At 44.3% G+C, this 22,675-nt stretch carries 19 protein-coding genes; 15 read left to right on the forward strand and 4 right to left on the reverse strand.

Annotated elements, in window-relative coordinates; translation table 11 throughout:
• Positions 1-115: 115 nt before the first annotated feature.
• Positions 116-1,132: a CmpA/NrtA family ABC transporter substrate-binding protein gene (locus tag F894_RS04455; protein ID WP_005246282.1), complete on the reverse strand. Its 1,017-nt coding sequence runs from the start codon at positions 1,130-1,132 to the stop codon at positions 116-118.
• 10 nt (positions 1,133-1,142) lie between these two features.
• On the reverse strand, positions 1,143-1,721 hold the full coding sequence (locus F894_RS04460) for an ANTAR domain-containing response regulator (RefSeq protein ID WP_004280362.1): 579 nt from the start codon (positions 1,719-1,721) through the stop codon (positions 1,143-1,145).
• Positions 1,722-2,224: 503 nt separating this feature from the next.
• Between F894_RS04460 and nirB the strand changes: the two genes are divergently transcribed.
• The 13 genes from nirB (at position 2,225) to F894_RS04525 (ending at position 18,110) form a co-directional block, all read left to right on the forward strand.
• Positions 2,225-4,771, forward strand: coding sequence for a nitrite reductase large subunit NirB (gene nirB, locus F894_RS04465; protein ID WP_005246283.1), 2,547 nt, complete (start codon positions 2,225-2,227; stop codon positions 4,769-4,771).
• Between the two features lie 24 nt (positions 4,772-4,795).
• Positions 4,796-6,406, forward strand: a complete 1,611-nt coding sequence (gene nirD / locus F894_RS04470; protein ID WP_005246284.1) for a nitrite reductase small subunit NirD — start codon at positions 4,796-4,798, stop codon at positions 6,404-6,406.
• 180 nt (positions 6,407-6,586) lie between these two features.
• Entirely contained in the window at positions 6,587-9,364 is a 2,778-nt protein-coding gene (locus F894_RS04475; RefSeq protein ID WP_005246285.1) for a nitrate reductase, read from the forward strand.
• Positions 9,361-9,987, forward strand: a complete 627-nt coding sequence (gene mobA, locus F894_RS04480; protein ID WP_005246286.1) for a molybdenum cofactor guanylyltransferase — start codon at positions 9,361-9,363, stop codon at positions 9,985-9,987. Before F894_RS04475 ends, mobA begins: the two co-directional genes overlap by 4 nt.
• A gap of 229 nt (positions 9,988-10,216) precedes the next feature.
• Complete coding sequence (gene moaA, locus F894_RS04485; RefSeq protein WP_005246287.1) at positions 10,217-11,242, forward strand: GTP 3',8-cyclase MoaA; 1,026 nt, start codon at positions 10,217-10,219, stop codon at positions 11,240-11,242.
• Positions 11,243-11,244: 2 nt separating this feature from the next.
• Positions 11,245-11,511 (forward strand): MoaD/ThiS family protein, encoded by a 267-nt coding sequence (locus F894_RS04490; RefSeq protein ID WP_005246288.1) that lies wholly within the window; start codon positions 11,245-11,247, stop codon positions 11,509-11,511.
• Between the two features lies 1 nt (position 11,512).
• Complete coding sequence (locus F894_RS04495) at positions 11,513-12,055, forward strand: molybdenum cofactor biosynthesis protein MoaE (RefSeq protein WP_004646997.1); 543 nt, start codon at positions 11,513-11,515, stop codon at positions 12,053-12,055.
• Between the two features lie 70 nt (positions 12,056-12,125).
• Entirely contained in the window at positions 12,126-13,049 is a 924-nt protein-coding gene (gene moaCB, locus F894_RS04500) for a bifunctional molybdenum cofactor biosynthesis protein MoaC/MoaB (RefSeq protein ID WP_005246289.1), read from the forward strand.
• The gene (locus F894_RS04505) at positions 13,046-14,287 is read left to right on the forward strand and encodes a molybdopterin molybdotransferase MoeA (RefSeq protein WP_005246290.1); all 1,242 of its coding nucleotides are present in this window, start codon (positions 13,046-13,048) and stop codon (positions 14,285-14,287) included. The genes moaCB and F894_RS04505 overlap by 4 nt, the downstream gene beginning before the upstream one ends.
• Positions 14,288-14,334: 47 nt before the next feature.
• Positions 14,335-15,099 carry a molybdate ABC transporter substrate-binding protein gene (gene modA, locus F894_RS04510; protein WP_005246291.1) on the forward strand — a complete coding sequence of 255 codons (765 nt, stop codon included), beginning with the start codon at positions 14,335-14,337 and terminating at the stop codon, positions 15,097-15,099.
• Between the two features lie 6 nt (positions 15,100-15,105).
• Positions 15,106-15,789: a molybdate ABC transporter permease subunit gene (gene modB / locus F894_RS04515; RefSeq protein ID WP_034438415.1), complete on the forward strand. Its 684-nt coding sequence runs from the start codon at positions 15,106-15,108 to the stop codon at positions 15,787-15,789.
• 1 nt (position 15,790) lies between these two features.
• A complete protein-coding gene (locus F894_RS04520) occupies positions 15,791-16,432 on the forward strand; it encodes an ATP-binding cassette domain-containing protein (protein WP_005246298.1) in 642 nt (213 codons plus the stop codon).
• 328 nt (positions 16,433-16,760) lie between these two features.
• Positions 16,761-18,110 (forward strand): MFS transporter, encoded by a 1,350-nt coding sequence (locus F894_RS04525; protein ID WP_005246299.1) that lies wholly within the window; start codon positions 16,761-16,763, stop codon positions 18,108-18,110.
• Positions 18,111-18,324: 214 nt separating this feature from the next.
• Here F894_RS04525 and F894_RS04530 read toward each other — a convergent pair whose 3' ends face one another.
• Both F894_RS04530 and cynS read right to left on the reverse strand, forming a co-directional pair.
• Positions 18,325-19,071 (reverse strand): IS5-like element ISAba31 family transposase, encoded by a 747-nt coding sequence (locus F894_RS04530; RefSeq protein WP_005246300.1) that lies wholly within the window; start codon positions 19,069-19,071, stop codon positions 18,325-18,327.
• A gap of 192 nt (positions 19,072-19,263) precedes the next feature.
• The gene (gene cynS / locus F894_RS04535; protein ID WP_005246301.1) at positions 19,264-19,713 is read right to left on the reverse strand and encodes a cyanase; all 450 of its coding nucleotides are present in this window, start codon (positions 19,711-19,713) and stop codon (positions 19,264-19,266) included.
• A gap of 286 nt (positions 19,714-19,999) precedes the next feature.
• Here cynS and F894_RS04540 point away from each other — a divergent pair, with 286 nt between their 5' ends.
• Positions 20,000-20,809, forward strand: coding sequence for a formate/nitrite transporter family protein (locus F894_RS04540; protein WP_004280337.1), 810 nt, complete (start codon positions 20,000-20,002; stop codon positions 20,807-20,809).
• 66 nt (positions 20,810-20,875) lie between these two features.
• Positions 20,876-22,606: a bifunctional protein-serine/threonine kinase/phosphatase gene (locus F894_RS04545; protein WP_005246302.1), complete on the forward strand. Its 1,731-nt coding sequence runs from the start codon at positions 20,876-20,878 to the stop codon at positions 22,604-22,606.
• Positions 22,607-22,675 lie beyond the last annotated feature (69 nt).

Raw genomic sequence — 22,675 nt, forward strand, 5'->3', positions numbered from 1 at the left:
CTTAATCATATTCAAGAAGTTAGATCAGAATGCAGAGATTTTTTAATCATTTTCTGGAAAATAGACTCAATGAAAAAGACCTGAAAAATCAGGCCTCTTTTTTCAGTAACATCATTTAGCCAATAATGTCTGCATGCTGGCTTTGCAAACTATAGATGCACTGTTCTGCAATCTGTTTTTTCTCGGCTGCGGTCATTTCAATATCTTCCCATTTCTGCATCTGCTGCAGAAGCCAGATAAAATCATCGACTTTCGGTTGGGCACTTTTCCCAACAAAATTCCGGATAATATTCTTGATCTTGTAAAAGTCATAGACATGCCGCTGGGCGGAACATTCAAACTGAATAATCTGATAATCGACTAACATATCCCAGACTTCGGAAAGATCAGGGCGCTGCTTTAAATCATCCTGCGCTTTTTGTACTGCCTTGACCACTGCCTCTACGGTAAATGGATGCTGTTCTGCCCATTCCTGGGTCATGGCCAAGACTTTATCGGCAACTTTTGGAATGACATTCTGGCTTGCCGCGACGATAAAACTATAGCCTTCAAGTTTGGCCTGAATATTCCAGGGTTCTCCCACGCAAAAGCCATCGAATACCTGTTCCGCGATTCCTTTTACCATGGAAGGCGGTGGAGAGGTCATCAGCTGGATATTCTTGGCCAGTTGTGGATCAGTCAGCGCCAGCCATTCTTTTAAACAGTAATGGTGAATCGAATATTTATACACATAGGCCAGATTGATGGAATGATTCTGTTGTAAAGCCTGTACCAGTTTCTTTGAGGTATTCTGTTCATCATCCTCAGGCTGGATACAGAGTTCATAACACAAATCCTGGCGCAGGCTAATAAAAGCCTGATTCACGCTCAGTACTAGAGGGGTTTGCAAAGCCACCTGTAACTGGTCTGTACCCAGGGCAGCAGCGGGCAGCATGGCAGACAAGCAATGTGCAGCATCCAGAAAGCCATAGGCCAGACGGTCACGCAAACTAGACCAGGAGGCTTCATGGATTAAATTGATGGTTAATCCTTGCTCAGCAAAATACCCCTGTTTTTCGGCCCAGAGAATGGCAACACAATCAAGTAAAGGAATATAGCCAATATTGAGTTCAGTTTTTTCTAATGTGGACATATGCTTTTCCTTATTGGCCCAATAACAGCTTCTGTGCATCCAGTAAGCGTCTGGCCATTTCACCAATGGTAATCCGGTGACTCATGGCATTTTTACGCAATAAAGCAAAAGCTTGCTCTTCCGTTAATGCATGCAGCTGGATGAGCAGGGCTTTGGCTTTATCGATATCTTTACGGTCAATCAGTTTGTCCTGGGTTTCTTTTAAATCATTCAGCAGCTTTTTATGCTTGCGAAACTGTTCAATTGAAATTTCCAGAATGCTTTCTAGTTTGGTGGGATCAATACCATCGACAATATAAGCCGTGATTCCGGCATCAATCGCACTTTTGATGGTGTCTTTATTGGAGTTCTGGGTAAACAGCACGGTCGGAAGTTCATATTGGCTGACACAGCTTTCAATAATATCCCGATGCGGATGATCCATATTCAGCAGGATCACATCTGCATGAATACCCTTAACATGTACCATATTCAGGTCATTCAGGATTAAACAGGCCACCACCTGAAAATCATGTGAAAGTAAGGATTCCTGGATGAATTGGGCGCGCTCCAGATCATCATCAATAAGAGCAATTCGTAATTTGGACATGGAATATTTTCAAGTAAGGCCTAAGGAATATTCAAGCAGGAGTAAAGCAAAAAACATGCCATTAAATTGGTGCATAAAATTCTATTTTTCTGTTCAATTTAGTGCATAGCTTTAGGGATTTCAGCTGATGACTGATCAAAATGAAGCGTTTAGGTAGATCATCTGCCTGAAATAAGGCGTTTTCTTATTGGAAAAGTTGGCACGATTTCTGCATTTATTAAATCGTCAAAGATGACTTTCAATACTAACAACGGCCAACGATGTCCGTTCTGATCGTAATTGCACTTTCAAGGAGTGTGATTGGTATTTCGTTCAGCACAGGATAAATGACATGGTCAGTTGTTCAGCAATACAAAACGCACAAGCGTTTCAACCCTTCCTCCAGCATTACAAAGCGCTGGGTTGCGGTATTTACAACATATTCAATCAGCAGACATATCAATGCCTAGACGTGATATGCGGCTTTTTATCATCTTTAAAAAAACAATAGTTGGAGTGCAGATATGAAAATTCTCATGATTGGGCATGGCATGGTGGGGCATAAATTCATCGAATCTGTACTGGAACAGGCCGGTGATGACATTGAACTGACCATTTTGGCAGAAGAGCCACATTTAGCTTATGACCGGGTACATTTGACCGAATATTTCAGCGGCAAGTCGGTCAAGGATCTGAGTCTGTGTCGTAGTGATTTTGCCGATGCTTATGGCATTGATTTGCGACTTAATACTAAAGCGGTTGAAATTGATCAGCTCCATAAAACCGTCACCACCAGCCAGGGTGATGTGCTGAGTTTTGACAAGTTGATTCTCGCTACCGGTTCTTATGCCTTTGTGCCACCAATCCCGGGCAATGACCGTCAGAATTGCTTTGTTTATCGTACCATTGAAGATCTGGATGCCATTCGTGCAGCCAGTCTGAATGCCAAAACTGGCGTAGTGATTGGCGGCGGCTTGCTAGGGCTGGAAGCAGCGAAAGCCCTGCGAGATCTGAATCTGGAAACCCATGTCGTAGAATTTGCTCCGCGTCTGATGGCGGTGCAGATTGATGATCTGGGCGGCCGGGTACTGCGCTCTAAAATTGAAGACCTTGGTGTCAAGGTACATACTCAAAAGGCCACGTCAAGTATTGAAGATGGTGACAGCACTCAGCATGTAATGAAGTTCGGAGATGGTTCGGTGCTTGAAACCGATATCATCCTGTTCTCGGCCGGCATTCGTCCGCGTGATGAACTGGCGCGCCAAAGTGGTTTACTGATTGGTGAGCGTGGCGGCATCATCATTAATGATTATTGCCAGACCTCACATCCGGACATTTATGCCATTGGTGAATGTGCACTTTGGGACAATAAAATTTATGGTCTGGTTGCACCAGGCTATGACATGGCGCGGATCGCGGCAAAACATGTCCTAGGCCAAGAAAGTCATGCATTCGCTGGTGCGGACATGAGTACCAAGCTCAAACTGATGGGCGTGGATGTTGCTTCTATTGGTGATGCACATGCCATGTCCCCAGGTGCTTTGAGCTATTTCTATGCTGATGAAGCCGCGCAGGTTTATAAAAAAATCGTGGTGTCAGCAGATAAGACCAGGCTGCTGGGCGCGGTGCTGGTGGGCTGTGCCAAAGAATATAGTGATCTCCTGCAAATGATGCTAAATGGTCTGGCTGTACCGGAGCAACCGGAAAGCCTGATCATGCCGGGCTTTGATCAGTCAACCTCCAAATCAGGTGGCAGTGGCATCGATTTATTGCCTGACAGTGCGACCATCTGTTCATGTAATAACGTTTCCAAAGCTGATATCTGTTCAGCCATTGATGGCGGTGCAACTTCATTGGGTGCATTGAAAAAATGCACGCAGGCTGCAACAGCGTGCGGTGGCTGTGCGCCACTGGTAACGCAGGTTCTCAAATCTGAATTACAGCGTCAGGGTGTCACGGTGAACAATCACCTGTGTGAACACTTTGCCTATTCACGTCAGGAACTGTATCACCTGGTTCGTGTGCATGAGATCAAGACATTCTCTGACCTGATCCAGCAACATGGTCATGGGATGGGCTGTGATATCTGCAAACCGACTGTAGCCAATATTCTGGCATCCTGCTGGAATGACTTTGTCCTAAAACCTAGCCATGCCGGTTTGCAGGATAGCAACGACTACTACCTCGGCAATATCCAGAAAGATGGTTCCTATTCGATTGTGCCACGTGTGGCAGGCGGCGAGATTACCCCGGATGGCCTGATTACCATCGGTCAGATTGCCAAAGATTATGGCCTATATACCAAAATCACAGGCGGACAACGAATTGACATGTTTGGTGCGCAGGTACATCAACTGCCTGAAATCTGGGAAAAGCTGATTAATGCCGGTTTCGAGTCCGGACATGCCTACGGCAAATCTTTACGTACGGTGAAATCTTGCGTGGGCAGCACTTGGTGCCGTTTCGGGGTCGATGATTCTGTCGGCTTGGCAATTTTCCTGGAGAACCGTTATAAAGGCCTGCGTTCACCACATAAAACTAAAATGGCAGTATCCGGCTGTACCCGTGAATGTGCAGAAGCACAGAGCAAGGATGTCGGTGTCATTGCCACGGAAAAAGGCTGGAATCTATATGTATGCGGCAATGGCGGCATGAAACCGCGCCATGCTGAACTGCTCGCCTCGGATCTGGATACTTCCACCCTAATCAAATATATCGACCGCTTCTTTATGTTCTATATCCAGACGGCGGACCGTCTGCAGCGCACCAGCGTATGGCGTGACAATATGGAAGGCGGGCTGGACTATCTCAAAGATGTCATTGTGCATGATTCGCTCGGCATTGCTACTGAACTGGAAAGCCGTATGCAGCATGTGATTGGCACTTATCAGGATGAATGGCGCAGCGCGATTGAAGATCCTGAAGTACGCAAACGTTTTAAGACTTTTATCAATGCCAAAGCAGCCGAGCAGAATGACCCGCATATTCAGTTTGCGCCTGTACGTGGCCAGATTCGTCCAAAGACAGAAGCTGAACGTGATTTAAACCGTATTCCAGTGGTTGAAGCCTAAATACCATAGTCAGGGAGAATGAAAATGACAATTTTAAAAGACATGAACGAACTGAACTGGTACGAAGTCTGTCATCTGGATGAGATCACCCCGAATACCGGTGTTGCAGCCTTGATTGAAGATCAGCAGATTGCAATTTTTCGCGTGGGTCAGGAACAGCGGGTTTATGCACTCAGCAATCAGGATCCGTTTAGTCTGGCCAATGTCATGGCACGTGGCATTCTGGGTGATCTGCAAGGTGAGCGTGTAGTCGCATCCCCAATTTACAAGCAGCATTTCAGTCTGGTGACCGGTCGTTGTCTGGAAGAACAAGAGCAGAAATTACTGGTATTTCCAACCCGAATTGAAAATGGCAAAGTTCTGGTGAGTCCGACTCCACAAAAAACTTATATTTCCAGTAATGGTCAAAACACAGAGCGCTTAAAACTGGTACTGATCGGGAATGGACTGGCGGGTATGCGCTGTCTGGAAGACTTGCTGGATATGGCACCAGATCGTTATGACATTACCGTGATTGGGGAAGAGCCATGGGGCAATTACAACCGGATCATGTTGTCACCGGTATTGTCTGGTGAGAAAAGCTTTGCCGAAATTATGCTGCATTCAGCTGACTGGTATGCCGAAAAAGGCATTCGATTTATTGCTGGAGATGCTGCTATCGCTATCGACCGTTCACGTAAGCAGGTTCATACCGAAAAAGGTGAGATAGTTGCTTATGATCGTCTGATCCTCGCGACCGGTTCCAAACCTTTCGTACCGCCAATTCCGGGTGCTGAACTTGAAGGCGTAATTAGCTTCCGGGATATTCAGGATGTTAACCGCATGCTGGATTGCTGCAAAACCAGGCAAAACGCCGTCGTGATTGGAGGTGGGTTGCTGGGTCTAGAAGCAGCTTATGGACTGAAGCAGCAGGGGATGAATGTGACTGTGCTGCACCTGATGGATCGTATTATGGATCGTCAGCTGGATATGAAAGCCAGTCAAATGCTGAAAAAATCAATTGAAGATAAAGGTATCCGGATCATCACCGAAGCCAACACCGAAGAGCTGCTCGGTATGGATGGTCACGTGACTCAACTGCGACTAAAAGACGGGACAGTGCTGGATGCCGATTTGGTGGTCTTCGCCGTCGGGATTCGACCAAATAAAACCCTGGCTGAACAGGCTGGTCTGCGCTGCAATCGTGGGGTGCTGGTGAATGACACCATGCAAACCTATGACCCGAGTATTTATGCAGTGGGTGAATGCATTGAGCATCGTGGCCAGACCTTTGGACTGGTTGAGCCATTATGGGGACAGGCCTTTATCTGCGCGACGCATCTGGCTGAACATGGCCGACTGACCTTTAAGGCACCGACTGTTCCGACCCAGCTTAAGGTCAGTGGATGTGATGTCTTCTCGGCAGGCAATTTCGAACCGCAGGATGATTTTGAAGATATCGTGCTGAATGATGAAAAACGTCAGATCTATAAACGGATCATTATTCAGCAGGACAAAGTCATTGGTGCAGTGCTATTTGGCGATACCGAAGATGGGGCTTGGTATGCAGAACTGATTGCGGACCAGACACCAATTAGTAATATCCGCAGCAAACTGCTTTTTGGTCGGGATTTTGCATTAAAAAAGGCAGGGTAATCGGATCAATCTCCCAACCCCTCTTTAAACAAGAGGGGAACCTCTCTCCTTTATTAAAGGAGGGTTGGGGAGGATTAAAGCTTTTGAGACATAGAAAAAATTTAAATCAAACCTGTAAAAGCTAGATATCAGCGTTTTGGTGAAACAAGTGAATTTGGATGATTAAGGAGCGCAGCAGCAATGAATAGTATTCCGGTTATGGAACTACATAGCTCTACTGAATCCCAAATAAAAACCACTCAGACGACCTGTCCTTATTGTGGAGTAGGCTGTGGTGTCATCGCGCACGTAAGCCAAACCCCTATGGGTGAAAAGGTTCAGGTTGAAGGCGATGTTCAGCATCCTGCGAACTTGGGCAAGTTGTGTATTAAAGGCAGTCATCTCGCCGATACACTTAGTCTAAAAACCCGACTTCTGCATCCGATGACTGGTCGAAAAGAACAGCGGCAAATAAGCACTTGGGATCATGCCATTTCAAGTATTGCCAATAAATTTCAGCAATGTATTGATCAGTATGGACGTGACAGCATCGCCTTTTATGTCTCTGGCCAGCTTTTAACTGAAGACTATTATGTGGTGAACAAGTTTGTAAAAGGCTATCTCGGTACTGCCAATATTGATACCAATTCAAGACTGTGCATGTCATCTGCTGTGGCAGCACATAAACGGGCTTTTGGCGAAGATCTGGTGCCGGCCAGCTACACAGATTTTGAGCAGACAGAAATGGTGGTTCTGGTCGGTTCCAATACCGCCTGGTGCCATCCGGTGCTATATCAGCGCATCATGAAAGCCAAGGAAGAGCGGGATTTATTTGTGGTAGTGATTGATCCACGCTTTACTGCAACCTGTGAAGCGGCAGATTTACACTTACCCATTTTACCAGGTCAGGATGTCGCGCTGTTTAATGGCTTGTTGCAATATCTTCAGCAAAATGGCCATGCTGATCTGGATTTTGTTACCCAACATACTCAAGGTCTGGAGCAAGCGCTTGCCAGCAGCTCGACAGAGTTATCGATTGAAAGCGTGGCAAAGCGTACTGGTATTGCTATTGAAAAATTAACCTTATTTTTTCAGAAATTTGCCCAGACCGAAAAAATTATGAGCCTGTTTTCCATGGGTGTAAACCAATCCTCTCAAGGCGTAGACAAGGCCAATAGCATTATCAACTGTCATTTATTGACAGGGAAAATAGGCAAACCCGGTTCGGCACCTTTTTCCATGACTGGACAACCGAATGCGATGGGCGGACGGGAAGTCGGTGGGCTGGCCAATATGCTGGCCAGTCATCTGGATTTAGACAATCTGCAGCATCAGCAACTGGTGCAAGATTTCTGGCAAAGCCCGGTCATCGCGCGTCAGCCCGGATTAAAAGCAGTAGATTTATTTCAAGCGGTGGAAAGCGGGAAAATCAAGGCGATCTGGATTATGGCCACCAATCCGATCGTGAGTTTGCCTGATGCAGATCAGGTTAAACGCGCTCTGGAAAAGTGTGAATTTGTGGTGGTTTCCGATATTTGTCTCGACACCGATACCACGCAATATGCCGATGTACTGTTACCGGCACTGGGTTGGGGCGAAAAAGATGGCACAGTCACCAATTCGGAGCGCTGTATTTCCCGGCAAAAGGCTTTTTTGCCGGCTCCGGGTGAAGCTAAAGCAGACTGGTGGGCCATTTCCCGGGTGGCTCAGGTCTTAGGTTTTCGCGGTTTTGACTTTAACAATAGCCATGACATTTTTCTGGAACATGCCCGTTTATCTGCCTATCAAAATAGTTCGCTTTCGCAACGTGAAGATACCCCTAATTTTCGCTATTTCAACCTGCAAGGTCTAACTCATCTCAGTTTTGCTGAATATCAGAATCTGACACCAGCCCAGTGGCCGGTCTGGGATAAGCAAGAAGTTCATCAGGTTGGTCAACTATTTAGCCAAGGCCAGTTTAGCCATGCAGATGGCAAAGCCAGATTGGTGCCAACAGTTGCAGCCGATCCGGTACATGCTATTTCTACTGAATATCCGCTGATCCTAAATACCGGACGCATTCGCGATCAATGGCACACCATGAGCCGTACCGGATTATCTGCCAGTTTATCCCAGCATCGTGCCGAGCCTTATTGTGAGCTGCATCCGCACGATGCGCTAAAATATGGCCTGAAAGATGCCGAGCTGGTCGAGGTGAAATCGGCTTGGGGAAGTTGTGTACTCCGTGTGCAATTTTCACAAAATATGCGACGTGGCCAGATTTTTGCACCGATTCACTGGAACGACCAGTTTGCGTCCGATGCGCGGATTGGCAAAGTGGTGAATCCGGTGGTTGACCCGATTTCCGGTGAGCCAGAGTTTAAGCATACTCCGGTGATGATCCAGCCATTTTATACTCAGTGGCAGGGCGTGCTGTATGTACGGGAAGGCTTTGAACAACAGATCCAGACCATGATTGAAAATATGGTGTGGTGGAACAAAATTCAAACCACTCAGGCCATCCGTTATGAACTGGCAGACCGGCGCAGGTTTTCTGACATCACCGGGCAGATCAAGAGCCTGTTAGCCTTTGATGATGAAAGCTTTGAATGGCTGAATCTCGAAGATCAAACGGCGCATATCAGTCATAGTGTGGTTCTTCAGGATGGCCAGTTAATTGCCAGTTTTTATATCGCACCGGCGGCATTATTGCCAGATCGTGACTGGGTGGCTGGCCTGTTTAGACGTGAACGTCTGAGTGCATTACATCGTAAAGCATTGCTGGCAGGTCAGGCCATGTCGATGGGAAATAGTGAAGGAGCATTGGTCTGTAGCTGTTTTAAGGTCGGCAAGAACCGAATTATTCAAACCATTAAAGATAAAAATATCACGCATGAAAAACAGGTGACTGCATGTCTAAAAGCCGGAGGAAATTGCGGTTCGTGTTTGCCAGAAATTAGAGGCCTGATTAAGGCCTGCCAGACGGAGTGCATAGAATGAAAAGAAGAGTGATGAAGACGGTGTCTTATCCGGAAACCGACGTGGTGATTCTGGCCGGAGGTTTAGCGCGGCGCATGAATGGCATCAATAAGTTGCTGCACAAATTTGATGATGAAATCCAGCTCATTAAAATCCATCAGCAGTTGAAGTCCCGGGCAAGCAAAGTCTGGGTCAATAGCCATCGGGATCATTCCATTTATAAACGGATGATTCCTTCGATCGACTTTTATCAGGACGATGAACCCGGCTTTCAGGGACCATTGATGGGCATGAAGAGTGCCTGGTCACATGTACAATCTGATTATGTGCTGTTCGTACCTTGTGACGTGACCTATATTCCCAAAAAGGTCATTTCACGTTTACATCAGGCTCTGCAACGACATTCTTTATGTGAAGTGGCGGTAGTTGAAATCAATGAAAAGGCATTGTTTCCATTCTGTCTGATGAAACGCAGCAGCTTACCCACGCTTATACAACATCTTGAAAATGATCAGCACAGTTTAAAACTCTGTTTTGCTGACATGCATATGCAGCGGGCAAGTTTTAAAAATCGTGCCCTGTTTTTCCACAGTATTAATTCATTTGACGAGCTACAGCAGCATCAACAGCTTAACTTTCTTTAGCATTTAAAATGCTAAAAGCCGAATCATCATATTCTGGTTCACCAAAATATTGCTTTTTTATTTTTCGAACAAAATTTCGGACTAAAAAAGAACAAATATTATCCATTAGCCTACATTAAAAATAAATTTGTGCAAAGTTGGAACACTTATTGCTCATTCATTGTGAAGAAATAGGGCAGTAAATCAAGACTGTTAAATAACCGTGCAGATCTCATCATGGACCGCAGCAATGAACAGCATGACAGCTTTAGCACCTCGCAGTATCTTTCAGGATCAGTTTGGACGCCAGAAACGTAAGTTGCGGATCTCGGTGACTGACCGTTGTAATTTCAAATGCAGCTATTGCATGCCTGAACATCCGGAATGGATGAATAAAAAAGATTTGCTCAGTTTTGAAGCCCTGTATGCTTTTTGCGAGTTTATGGTGCGACACGGGATTGAGCAGATCCGGGTGACGGGTGGCGAACCGTTGATGCGTCAAGGCATCGTTCATTTTATTGCCCGCTTACAGACATTGAAAGCCTTTGGCCTGAAACGTATTTCCATGACCAGTAATGGCCATTATTTAAAAGATTATGCCAAGGCGCTTAAACAGGCAGGACTGGATGATCTGAATATCAGTCTGGACAGTCTTGATCCAAAGCAATTTCAGCAACTGACTCAAAAACAGTTGCAGCCTGTACTTCAAGGTATTTCTGCCGCGCAGCAGGCTGGTTTGACCGTCAAGATCAATAGTGTGCTGATCAAAGGCATCAATGACGATCAGATTATTCCTTTGGTGAAGTGGGCACAGCATCAGGCTGTAGAACTGCGTTTTATTGAATTTATGCCCCTTGATGGCGATCAGAAATGGAATCTGTCTGATGTCATCAGTGAGCAGGATATCTTGGATCAACTGAAAACAGAATTTGATGTCCAGGTATCTCAAGGACAGGGCGCCAATCCAGCCCGTGGTTATCTGGTCAATGGGCAGCCTTTGGGAATTATTTCCACCATTACCCATTCATTTTGCGGTGATTGTGATCGTCTGCGCCTCAATGCCCAAGGCGAATTTTATAATTGTTTATTTGCCAGACAAGGCCTGAACCTTAAGGCAGATATCGAACAACTGGCGCTGGATCATTTCGCCACACAGACATTTCAGCACAAGCTCCACGATTATATCTGGCATAAAGAAGCCGGCTTCCATGCGATCCAGCAATCACCCATACAAAAGCCGATCCGAAAAATCAGTATGCACAGCATTGGAGGATAAATATGTCACTCACTCAGCAAAAATTAATTCATATCAAAATAGAAGCCTTCGGTGCGATTGAACGACAAATTCCTGCAGATTTGAGTTTGCAATGCAAGTCTGAAATTCAGGTTTCTGAAGTTCTGAACGAATTGCTATCCCTCTATCCCGATATACAGCCCATGCTGGAACGTTGTGCCTGTGCAATCGGTGAAGACATTATTTCCAGACAGAATGTTTTAAATCGTGACAGTACGCTGGTGCTGTTATCGCCGGTAGCAGGAGGCTGAGATGCAACTCAAGTCACTAAAACAATTTGCCCGAATCCAGCAGACTGCTTTTAGTCTGGAGGATTTTGATGGTATCCAGCATTTTCCAGAATGTGGTGGAATCGGCATCTTTGTCGGAACAGTACGTAACCATCATCAGGGGAAAGCTGTGCGTGCCCTGAAATATACCGCCTATGCGCCTGTGGCTGAAAAAATGATTCGTGAAATTGAACAGCAGATCCAGATCAAATACCAGGTGTCTTATGTGCGGGTAGTGCACCGTATTGGTGAGCTGGAGGTTGGGGAAACAGCCATTATTGCTATGGCTTATGCGGCCCATCGTCGTGAGGCCTTCGCTGCCTGTGAGGAAGCTGTGGAACGGGTGAAGCATGAGGTTCCGGTCTGGAAAGAAGAGTTTTATCTGGATGGTAGCAGCCAGTATGTGGAAGGCTGTTGTATTCGAAAAGATCATGGACCTGAAACTAATCACTCTCATCATGCAGAAGAAGCGCATTGTCACCATCACCATGTAGCAGAACACGCTTGCCAATCACCATCTAATTAAATGCGTCCAATGAGGATGCATAAGATGAATCACTTTAAAACAGATTTTAAAAATTAGCCTGGGATGAATCATGAAAAATGTAGGGATGAAAGCAGAAAGTTACCGTACAGCAATTGCCACTGGAATCCTGCATGCACCGCCACATTGCATTGAGCTGCTACGTAATGGCAATACTGAAAAAGGTGATGCCCTGAAAACAGCACGCATTGCCGGCATTCTAGGTGCCAAACGGACCGATGAGCTGATTCCACTCTGCCATCCATTACCGATTTATCGTGCCGATGTGGAATATGAACTGTTTGACGCGCATGTCGAAATTATTGCTACCGTGGAAACCATTGGACCCACTGGTGTGGAAATGGAAGCTTTGACAGCGGTCAGTCTGGCGGGTCTGACCTTGTATGACATGCTGAAACCGCATTGTGAACCGGAAGATTTGTCGCTGGATCAATGCAGGTTGCAGCAGAAAAAAGGCGGAAAATCACATTTTACCCGCGTACTTAAAGAGAGTCTGTCCGCTTCGGTTATTGTGCTGTCCGATACGGTTGCAGCAGGCAAAAAGCCGGACACTGCCGGACAAAACGTAATGGAAATTTTAAAAGAAGCCAATTTTGATTCTATTAGTTATCAGGTTATTCCCGATAGCCCAGAACAGCTCTTGACCCTGATTGAACAGCAGAAAAATCAGTATCCGCTGATTCTAACTGTGGGCGGTACTGGCTTAGGTCCTAAAGACCTGACCGTCGAAACCCTACAACCTTTGCTGCAACGGGAAATTCCCGGTTTAATGGAAGCTTCACGTAGTTTTGGGCAAAAACGTACCCCTTATGCAGCATTAAGTCGTGGCGTGGCTGGCTATATTGAGAACAGTCTGGTGATGACCCTACCGGGAAGTCGTCAGGGTGCGAAAGAATCCCTGATCGCGGTACTTCCGGCTTTGGTTCACTTGTTTGATGTGCAAAAAAATATTCCACATTCGGGAGGCTATCAATGAATCAGGCAATATCGCATTCAGCCTGCGGTGCTGAGCCGGGACTGATTTCTGTTGATCAGGCACTACAGATGATACTTGAGCAGACGCATGTCTTGGCAATTGAAAGCCTACCGCTTGCTCAGGCTCTGAATCGCTATCTGGCAGAAGTGATTGATTCGGCCATTCCATTGCCGCTATTTTCACAAAGTGCTGTAGATGGCTATGCACTTTGCAGTCCAGAAAATGTTAGTGCTCACAGCACTTTTGAACTCATTGGAGAGATTCGGGCAGGGCAAAGCACTGAAATTGAACTGAGGCTAGGTCAGGCGGTCCGGATTTTTACCGGTGCCAGGATTCCAGCAGGCACTACAACGGTCGCCCGTCAGGAAATTGTCGAATGCCATACTAATCAAATCATTATCACAACAGAATTAAAACCTTATACGGATATACGTGATGCAGGCGAGGAAATCGCACAAGGGCAGCGTCTGGCAGATGCAGGTCAAAAACTGCATGTAGGTGCAATTGCAGCTTTGAGCATGGCAGGCGTAAAGCAGGTTTCAGTCTATCGTTATCCTAAAATTGCTGTTGTGATTACTGGAGATGAAGTCGCTTCCAGCATTGAAGACCTGAATTCCGGAAAAATCTTTGACGCCAATGCTCCACTGATTCAGGCCTGGTTTCAATCACAGGGTCAAAACGTAGATATTCTGCATGTTTCAGATAATGAGTATGAGCTGCAAACGTTAATACATCGTCTTAAAAACCAATACGACTTCATATTGACCACAGGCGGGGTTTCGGTGGGTGATTATGATTTCATTCGTCCTGTTGCTCTGGAGCAGGGTTTTGAGCAGATTTTCTGGAAAGTGAAGCAGAAGCCCGGAAAACCGATGTTATTTGCCAAGTATCGTCGAGATGATCAAGGTTACTGTTATCTCTTGGGTTTGCCGGGAAATCCGGCTGCTGTGTATGTCGGGATGCAAATCTATACGGCAACTTTACTGAATGCCTTACAAGGGCAAAAGCAGTCACCTGCATGGCTTAGTGCGGTAATGACACATGATTTGAAAGCGGATGCACGTGAACGTTTTTTAAGAATGGCTGCAGAATTTGATCAGGGTACTTTAAAGCTCAAAAGCCTGGCGAAACAGCAGTCGCATATGTTGAGTAATCTGATGCAGGCCAATTGTCTGGTACGTATTCCAGCAGCAACAGAAATCCAAGCCGGGCATGTGGTACAAGGTTTACTGATTTGAAATGCCTGTCGCAATTCTCAATATTCGAATCACATAGAATGAGAAAGATGGATTTATTCAAAGTTCTACTCACTGGCGTGCTGTTGACTAGCCCCATGCTGCATGCCGAAACAGTTAAAATATATGCCGCAGCCAGCCTGACCAATGCGATTACTGATATTTCCAGACTATATGAGCAACAGCATCGGGACATCCAGATCGTTCCGGTTTTTGCTGCGTCTTCGGTATTGGCGAAACAAATTGCGGCGGGAGCGAGCAGTGATCTATTTTTCTCTGCAGACCTAGACTGGATGAATGATCTGATCAAGAAACAAAAAATTCAGATCGGTCAGATTCGACCTATGCTTTTAAATGAACTGGTATTGATTAGTCCACTTCAGCAAAAAAATCATTTTAAAATGTCAGCCAACTTTAATTTTGCTCAGGCCTTTCAAGGTTATTTATGTACCGGACAAATGGAATCGGTGCCTGCTGGAAAATATGCCCAGCAAAGCTTAATCCGGCTGGGCTGGTTGAATCCGCTTCGCGGCAGAATTGTCGGTACGGACAGCGTCCGTTCAACTCTCGCATTTGTAGAACGTGGCGAATGTCAGGTCGGTATTGTGTATAGAACTGATGCCTTGATGAGTAAAAAAGTCAGAATTTCGGGAGTATTTCCAGCCAGTACACATCGTCCGATTGTGTATCCGATTGCTTTAACCCGGCAGGGCCAGAAAAATCAGGCAGCAGTCCAATTTTCTAAATTTATCCAGACGAGTCCAAGGGCCAGGCAGATTTTCCAGAAATATGGTTTTAAGCTCAAGGTTCCATAACTGATGATGCTTACACCAGAAGAACTGAGTACCTTGATGCTTTCAGCCAAAGTGGCGGGCTTTGCCACAGCAGTGTGCCTGCCATTTGCCATTACCGTGGCATGGTTGCTGGCACGGTATGAATTCCGAGCCAAATTTCTTGTAGAGGCGATATTGCAGATGCCCATGGTGCTACCGCCGGTGGTACTGGGCTATCTTCTGCTCCTGCTGTTTGGTCATCAGGGGATGTTAGGGCAATATCTGCATGCATGGGGAATTCAGCTGATATTTAACTGGAAAGGTGCGGTACTGGCAGCAATCATTGTGGCATTTCCTTTAATGGTACAACCGATTCGTTTGTCTTTTCAAATGATCAACCGGCAATTAGAACAGGTGGCAGGATCTCTAGGCGCTGCACCATGGCGGGTATTCTGTAGCATTAGCCTGCCTCTGGCTTTGCCTGGAATTTTAATCGGTAGCATTTTATGTTTCAGCCGCAGTCTGGGAGAATTTGGTGCCACCATTACCTTTGTTGGCAATATTCCAGAAGAAACCCGCACGATTCCCATCGCCATTTATAGTCTGTTACAGCAGCCTGATGGAGAAAGCATGGCCATGCGTCTGGTCATTTTATCTCTGATTCTGGCTTTTTCTGCCTTGATTGCAAATTACTGGATCATGCAGAAGTATCAACGTAAATTGGAGGCTTAAGATGCTGAAGTGTGATTTTAAGTTTAATTACGCAAATTTCCAGCTACAGGCCAATCTGGATATGCAATCGCAGTTGATTGGTATTGTGGGGGCATCAGGAAGTGGAAAAAGCACCTTTTTAAAAAATATTGCAGGACTATTAAAACCCTCACAAGGCTTTATTCATTTTCAGCAAAAAATACTATTTGATCATCAGCAGAAACTAAATATTCCGGTTCATCAAAGAAAAATTGCCCTAATTTTTCAGCAAGCCTTACTGTTTCCACATCTGAATGTCATGCAGAATTTAAAATATGCAGAACAGCTAAATATAAAAAATAAAAATCAGCAGAAATTTATGTTTGAAGACATTGTGGAGTTACTCGAATTAAAGCCACTACTTCGGCATCGGGCGCATCAACTTTCTGGTGGACAGGCACAGCGCGTTTCTATTGGACGTGCACTTTTATCTTCTCCCGATCTATTACTTTTGGATGAACCTTTAAATGGACTGGATCAAAAGCTGAAAAACCAGATTTTACCTTTTCTGAAAATTGTGATTAATCAAACAAACTTACCCATGATTTATGTAACCCATCATGTAGATGAAGTAGCGTATTTACAGGCACAGCTGCTGCATTTTGAAAAGGGAAAAATAGTCTGATGCAATGCTGCACCGATTTAAACCAGCAATGACTCCGGGCAGGTCATCCTCTCGCTGTTTTGCTCATAATGCCTCAGAAGATATCTATTTTTCTCTCGGTTTTTAAAAAAGAAACATTTAATTCAATGTCTTAATATAAATTATTTTCTATAAAACAATAGTTTATTTTATGTTAAAAATAATCTGGCATGACCTATGCATATATCTAATTAAAGTCAAAGAAGACTCTACATTTGTATGACGGCCAATGACGTCCGTTCTGATCGTTACTGATATGCCTCGGCATCACAGTGACTTAAATATGTTCAGTTCTGGTAAGGAAATGGCTATGTCTTCAAATACAAGTCTCAATAAAGCAACAAAAATAAGTCTATTTAACTTCAGTACTTCAGCGATGCGAGCCTTCCATATGAGTTGGCTCGCTTTTTTTGTCTGTTTCTTTGCGTGGTTTGCCTGTGCACCTTTAATGCCTGTCATTGCTGGTGAATTCAGCCTGACCAAAGAGCAGATCGCCAATATCAATATTGCCGCAGTCGCTATTACAATTCTGGTGCGTCTGATCGTGGGGCCATTGTGTGATAAATATGGTCCGCGTAAAACCTATACCGCTTTACTAATTATTGGCAGTATTCCGGTGTTTGGTGTGGCATCGGCCAACAGCTATGAATCTTTCTTGTTTTTCCGTTTATTGATTGGCGCCATCGGTGCCAGCTTCGTGATCACCCAATATCATACCAGCATCATGTTTGCGCCAAATGTGGTGGGAACGGCAAATGCGACTACAGCAGGTTGGGGGAATGCCGGTGGCGGTGCGACTCAAGCCCTGATGCCGTTAATGCTGGCTGCTTTGGTGATGTTCGGTGTAGAACAGGCAATGGGCTGGCGAATTGCACTTCTGGTTCCGGGTATTCTGATGGTCATTGTCGGTGTACTGTACTGGAAATTCACCCAAGACTGTCCACAAGGTAATTTTAAAGAACTCCGTGCGCAAGGTATTTCTGTCGGTAGCGATAAAAAAGGTGGTCTTGCCATTCTGATGCATGCCGCACGTAATTACCGTGTGTGGATTCTGTTTGGGGCTTACGCAGCCTGTTTTGGTATTGAAATTTTCATCCATAATATTATTGCCTTGTACTTTGTCGACAACTTTCAGTTTGGCCTAAAAGAAGCAGGCATGGCAGCCGGGATTTTTGGTTTACTGGCATTGTTTGCCCGTGCCTTGGGAGGTATTGTTTCAGACAAAGTCGCGATTCAAAAAGGTCTGGATGGTCGAACCAAAGTCCTGTTTGCCTTGATCATGCTGGAAGGTCTGTTTCTTATTCTATTTTCGCAAATGAACAGCGCGACCTTGGCTATTATGGCTATGACCATCTTTGCCTTGTTTACCCATATGGCATGTGGCGCTACCTATGCACTGGTGCCTTTTATCGACCGTGATGCCTTGGGCGGTGTGGCCGGTATTATTGGAGCAGGTGGCAATGTCGGCGCGGTGGCTGCGGGTTTCCTGTTAAAAGGCATGCTGGATATTCAAACCACTTTGATGGTACTGGGTGGCTTGGTGGTGATTGCTGCAAGTTGTGTGTTGATGATCCGTTTCTCTGTCGAGCATAAAGAGAAAGAACAGCGTTTATATGAACAGGCCGTGACTGAACGTCATCTGGCGGAAGCACAGCAATAACACTACATGCCCGATTTAAAGTGAATGAACAAAAAGGATAGCAATATCCTTTTTGTTGTTTTTGCTAACGCAATAATAAAATGATGAGCTATATATTCAGGATAGGAAAATATTATTTAAAAAGTACAGAATGATTGAATTCATCGAATAAAAATAAAAGTATTTATAGTTTATAAATTTAGGGTCTGTTGACATTTACTGTTCATAATTAACCCTATAAAGGTAGCCATAAAAATATACAGGCTAAAGCAACAGAACTTTGATAATTTCTTTTGAGCTTGTCATATCGAGTAGCTATTCCTCTAAATTGCTTTAATCTACAAAACATATTTTCAACTAAATGCCTGATTTTATATAAACACCAGTCCATATGATCATTGTTCGATTGGCTATTTGTTTTCTTTGGTATATTCGCTTTAGTCCCTGTTTTCCTGATCTGTTCACGCAGTGGTTCTGAATCATAGCCTTTATCTGCACATACCACTTTTGTCTCTTTTAAATCTAATGTTGATATTAAATCAGGTGCAACTTTAACATCATGTGTGGTTCCATCGGTAATCACGAAATCAATAGGATTGCCATGTGCATCAACAATCAAATGTATTTTTGAGGAGTTTCCTCCTACACTTTTAGAAATAGATTGATTCGCTATGCCGGCAGAATGTTGATGAGCACGTACATGAGAGCCATCAATAAAAATCCACTCCATATCGGGGCATGAGGCTAGTAATTTGAATAATCTAAGTAACTTACCGCTGCTTGACCAACGATTAAAACGTTTGAAAATAGAGTTTGAATGACCAAAACAGCAAGGAATATCTCGCCACGGACAGCCTGTTCTAATTCTATAGAGAATAGCTTCAATAAAATTGCGTAAATTTGAGTTGTGGTGAATGGATAAATTACGCAGAATAACTTTCAACTTTTGCCAGTGTTGATCTGTCAGCATGGTACGAGGCATAGCGAATAGTAAAATTGGGTTTGGCGATTTGATTTTACTACTTCGCTATTTTTTTAAGCTAAAAGTGTCAACACACCCTAATTTTAGATGAAAAAAATTATATGTCTTTTAATAATCATTCTAAATAAATTTAATAAGTGCAGATAAAATAAAAGCCATTTTAATAATGGCTTTTATGCTTATGGTGGAGGATTAATAAGTTTTATAAGGTAAAAACTTTCCGGATAATACGACATTCACCCGATCTCCGTTTGGGTTATTCTCACGTTGAATATCCATACTGAAATCAATTGCACTCATAATACCATCTCCAAATTCTTCATGGATGAGTTCTTTAATTGTCATACCATAGACGCTGACAACCTCATACCAGCGATAAATCAGCGGATCTGTCGGCACACTGGTTGGCAGAGAACCTTTATAGGGTGCGATTTGCAGCCAGGCGATGGCTTCATCAGTCAATCCAAATATTTCACCAATTTTTTCTGCCTGTTCTTTATTAAAAGCCATCTGACCTAAACATGCAGCAGTCACCCATTCTTTAGAAAGGCCTATTTTTTCAGAGACATCTGCCCATTTGATAGACTTTAAAACTTTCGTTGAAATAATCATGTCTGTCACTTGTTGACGATGGCTAATCATAATCTTCTCCAATATCTATATTTAAAAAATTACCGCTATAGATAATGCAGAGATTGTGCCAATATAATTATAAGAATTAAATTTTAAAATAATTTATAGGATTTTTATTAGCCATTTAAAATAAATGGCATGCTATTTGCTTTTATCTATATTAAATATGGCAACGGCGCCATGACACAATTGATCTGTTTGAATAATGCAAGGCAAAGACGCCTAGGGTTGAAATAGACCTTAGGCGTTTTTTATTTGCAAACAGGCAAGTAATTTATATAAAGGGGATAAAAATATGGCTTATCTTGCTCCTGCAGAGTTTGCAAAAAAAGTGGTCGATGCTGGTGAGGCAAAACTTCATATGGCCACGCGTGATGTTTTAATTCGTGCGTTTATGGCAGGCGCAATTCTGGCGTTGGCGGCAGTATTTGCCGTGACGATTGCGGTACAAACAGGGGTGCCACTGATCGGGGCGCTGCTATTTCCAGTCGGTTTCTGCATGTTGTATCTATTGGGCTATGATCTGCTGACCGGGGTATTTGTTTTGACTCCATTAGCCTGGTTAGACAAACGTCCTGGGGTGACGTGGGCCCGTATTTTAAAAAACTGGGGACTGGTTTTTTTAGGTAACTTTGCCGGATGTTTAACCGTGGCAGTGTTGATGGCCGCAGTCTATACCATGGGTTTCGCAGCTGAACCGAATGCGGTCGGGGTGAAAATTGCCCATATTGGTGAGGACCGGACTTTGGGCTATGCCGAATATGGTTTTGCTGGCTGGATGACGATTTTTATCCGCGGCATGCTGTGTAACTGGATGGTGTCACTCGGGGTAATTGGCGCCATGATGTCAACCACAGTCAGCGGAAAATTTATCGCGATGTGGATGCCAATCATGCTGTTTTTCGCCATGGGCTTTGAACATTCAGTGGTGAATATGTTCCTGTTCCCATTTGCCATGATGATGGGTGGTGATTTCTCGATTACAGACTATTTCTTGTGGAATGAATTACCGGTGGCACTGGGTAATTTAGTGGGTGGTCTGGCACTGACAGGTCTGGCACTCTATACCACGCATGTACGTACTGGCGATAAAAAAGAATTCTAATCTGAGCATGATGATTTATGTCTTGAGATTAAAGGGATCAATTCGATCCCTTTTTGAGTATTTAAAATGAATAAAAAATTAAAGATCAGCATCGGGCAATATTCTTCCGCTGGAATCAAAGCACAGAATCAGGATTTCCATGGGGTCTATATTCCTGAAGGCCACGCGCTTAGCAGTAAGGGCATTGCCTGTGCAATTGCAGACGGGATCAGTAGCAGCAATGTCAGCCATATTGCAGCAGAAACTGCAGTCAGCAGTTTTTTATCGGATTATTATTCGACTTCGGATGCATGGAGTACTCAAACTTCAGCGGCACGGGTTATTCGTGCGACTAATTCCTGGCTCTATGCACAAACCCAGCAAAGCCGCGGGCGTTTTGATAAAGACCAGGGTTATGTCTGCACCTTTAGTGCACTGATTTTGAAAAAAAACAGGGCACATATCTTTCATGCTGGCGACAGCCGGATTTATCGAATTCAGGCACAAGCCATTGAACAGTTGACGGCTGATCACCGTGTTTGCCTGTCATCAACAGAACATTATTTAAGTCGTGCACTGGGTGCCGACCATCGTATCGATGTCGATTATCAGCAGCTTGAATTATGTGAAGATGATTTATTTATCTTGATGACAGATGGTGTCTATGAGTTTATTGATATGCAGCTCATATCGGATATGCTGCAACAGAACCAACATCTGGATATCATTGCCAAGTCTATAGTCGAACTGGCCTTAAAGCGGGGTAGTGATGATAATCTCACCATTCAAATCATTAAAGTGGAACAGTTGCCTGATGAGGAATCCTTTCATATCAAGAGCCATGTTTTATTTCCGCAACAGCTGAGTCATGGCGACCTGTTTGAAGGTTATCGAATTGATAAAATCTTGCACCAAAATCATCGCAGCAGCCTCTATTTGGCGCATGATGAAGCAACACAAAATCAGCTGGTCATTAAAACCTTGTCTGTCGATGTGCAGGATGACCTGCAAGCGATGGAACAATTTCAGCTGGAAGACTGGGTATCGAAACGCTTAAAACATGAAAATCTGCTGCAATGCTATCCACATAAGGGCAGCAAGAAGTTTTTATTTCAAAGTTATGAATATTTACAAGGGGAAAGCCTAAACCGATGGCTGCACCGTCATAAAACTGCTTTAACTTTACAGCAGTTGCTTCCGATCATTGAGCAGGTGGCCAAAGCATTAAATGCCATGCACCGTCTTGAAATGTTGCATCAGGATGTACGGCCAGAAAATGTCATGCTGCTCGAACCAGCCGATACCTTGAAAGTGAAACTGATTGATTATGGATCGACTGCGGTCAGAGGTCTGGTTGAACTGAATCCCAAACATGCAGATGTTCCTTTGGGAACCTTGGCCTTTATGGCACCTGAATATTTTATTGGATGCTCCCCATCAGTAAAATCAGATCAGTTCTCGCTGGCGGTGATGAGTTATTATTTATTAACCCGACAATTGCCTTATGGGACGGACCTCGCGCGCTGCAAGACCGAAAAGGCCTTAAAGCAGGTTCGATATCATCCTCTCTATGAGTATCGACCGGATCTGCCACATGGCTTGGACGCAATCTTTAAAAAAGCGCTTTCCATTCGCCCGGAGCAGCGCTATGAAGCACTTTCAGCCTTTATATATGATCTGAAACACCCAGATATCAAATTTAAAAAATCAGTTTCACGCCCTATGCTTGAAAAGCATCCAGTCACTTTCTGGAAATCCTGCACAGCGATTCTTTTTTTGTTATTGCTCTGGGTGTTTGCACTATATTTTAGCCAATGAAAATAATCAAAATAAGCTGTTGAACGATTTTTTTTGACTGAAGTAAAAAATCAGATGTGATTTGAGCTG

Source organism: Acinetobacter sp. CIP 51.11 (assembly GCF_000369665.1).
Classification (GTDB): Bacteria; Pseudomonadota; Gammaproteobacteria; order Pseudomonadales; family Moraxellaceae; genus Acinetobacter; species Acinetobacter lwoffii_S.

Bases quoted from the DNA above. Each gene is read 5' to 3' on its own strand.
- nirD (WP_005246284.1), top strand. From the start codon at position 4,796: ATGACAATTTTAAAAGACATGAACGAACTGAACTGGTACGAAGTCTGT.
- F894_RS04505 (WP_005246290.1), top strand. From the start codon at position 13,046: ATGAATCAGGCAATATCGCATTCAGCCTGCGGTGCTGAGCCGGGACTG.
- F894_RS04490 (WP_005246288.1), top strand. From the start codon at position 11,245: ATGTCACTCACTCAGCAAAAATTAATTCATATCAAAATAGAAGCCTTC.
- nirB (WP_005246283.1), top strand. From the start codon at position 2,225: ATGAAAATTCTCATGATTGGGCATGGCATGGTGGGGCATAAATTCATC.
- F894_RS04475 (WP_005246285.1), top strand. From the start codon at position 6,587: ATGAATAGTATTCCGGTTATGGAACTACATAGCTCTACTGAATCCCAA.
- F894_RS04495 (WP_004646997.1), top strand. From the start codon at position 11,513: ATGCAACTCAAGTCACTAAAACAATTTGCCCGAATCCAGCAGACTGCT.
- moaA (WP_005246287.1), top strand. From the start codon at position 10,217: ATGAACAGCATGACAGCTTTAGCACCTCGCAGTATCTTTCAGGATCAG.
- F894_RS04460 (WP_004280362.1), bottom strand. From the start codon at position 1,721: ATGTCCAAATTACGAATTGCTCTTATTGATGATGATCTGGAGCGCGCC.
- F894_RS04545 (WP_005246302.1), top strand. From the start codon at position 20,876: ATGAATAAAAAATTAAAGATCAGCATCGGGCAATATTCTTCCGCTGGA.
- modB (WP_034438415.1), top strand. From the start codon at position 15,106: ATGCTTACACCAGAAGAACTGAGTACCTTGATGCTTTCAGCCAAAGTG.
- modA (WP_005246291.1), top strand. From the start codon at position 14,335: ATGGATTTATTCAAAGTTCTACTCACTGGCGTGCTGTTGACTAGCCCC.
- F894_RS04455 (WP_005246282.1), bottom strand. From the start codon at position 1,132: ATGTCCACATTAGAAAAAACTGAACTCAATATTGGCTATATTCCTTTA.
- F894_RS04530 (WP_005246300.1), bottom strand. From the start codon at position 19,071: ATGCCTCGTACCATGCTGACAGATCAACACTGGCAAAAGTTGAAAGTT.
- F894_RS04520 (WP_005246298.1), top strand. From the start codon at position 15,791: ATGCTGAAGTGTGATTTTAAGTTTAATTACGCAAATTTCCAGCTACAG.
- cynS (WP_005246301.1), bottom strand. From the start codon at position 19,713: ATGATTAGCCATCGTCAACAAGTGACAGACATGATTATTTCAACGAAA.
- F894_RS04540 (WP_004280337.1), top strand. From the start codon at position 20,000: ATGGCTTATCTTGCTCCTGCAGAGTTTGCAAAAAAAGTGGTCGATGCT.
- mobA (WP_005246286.1), top strand. From the start codon at position 9,361: ATGAAAAGAAGAGTGATGAAGACGGTGTCTTATCCGGAAACCGACGTG.
- F894_RS04525 (WP_005246299.1), top strand. From the start codon at position 16,761: ATGTCTTCAAATACAAGTCTCAATAAAGCAACAAAAATAAGTCTATTT.
- moaCB (WP_005246289.1), top strand. From the start codon at position 12,126: ATGAAAAATGTAGGGATGAAAGCAGAAAGTTACCGTACAGCAATTGCC.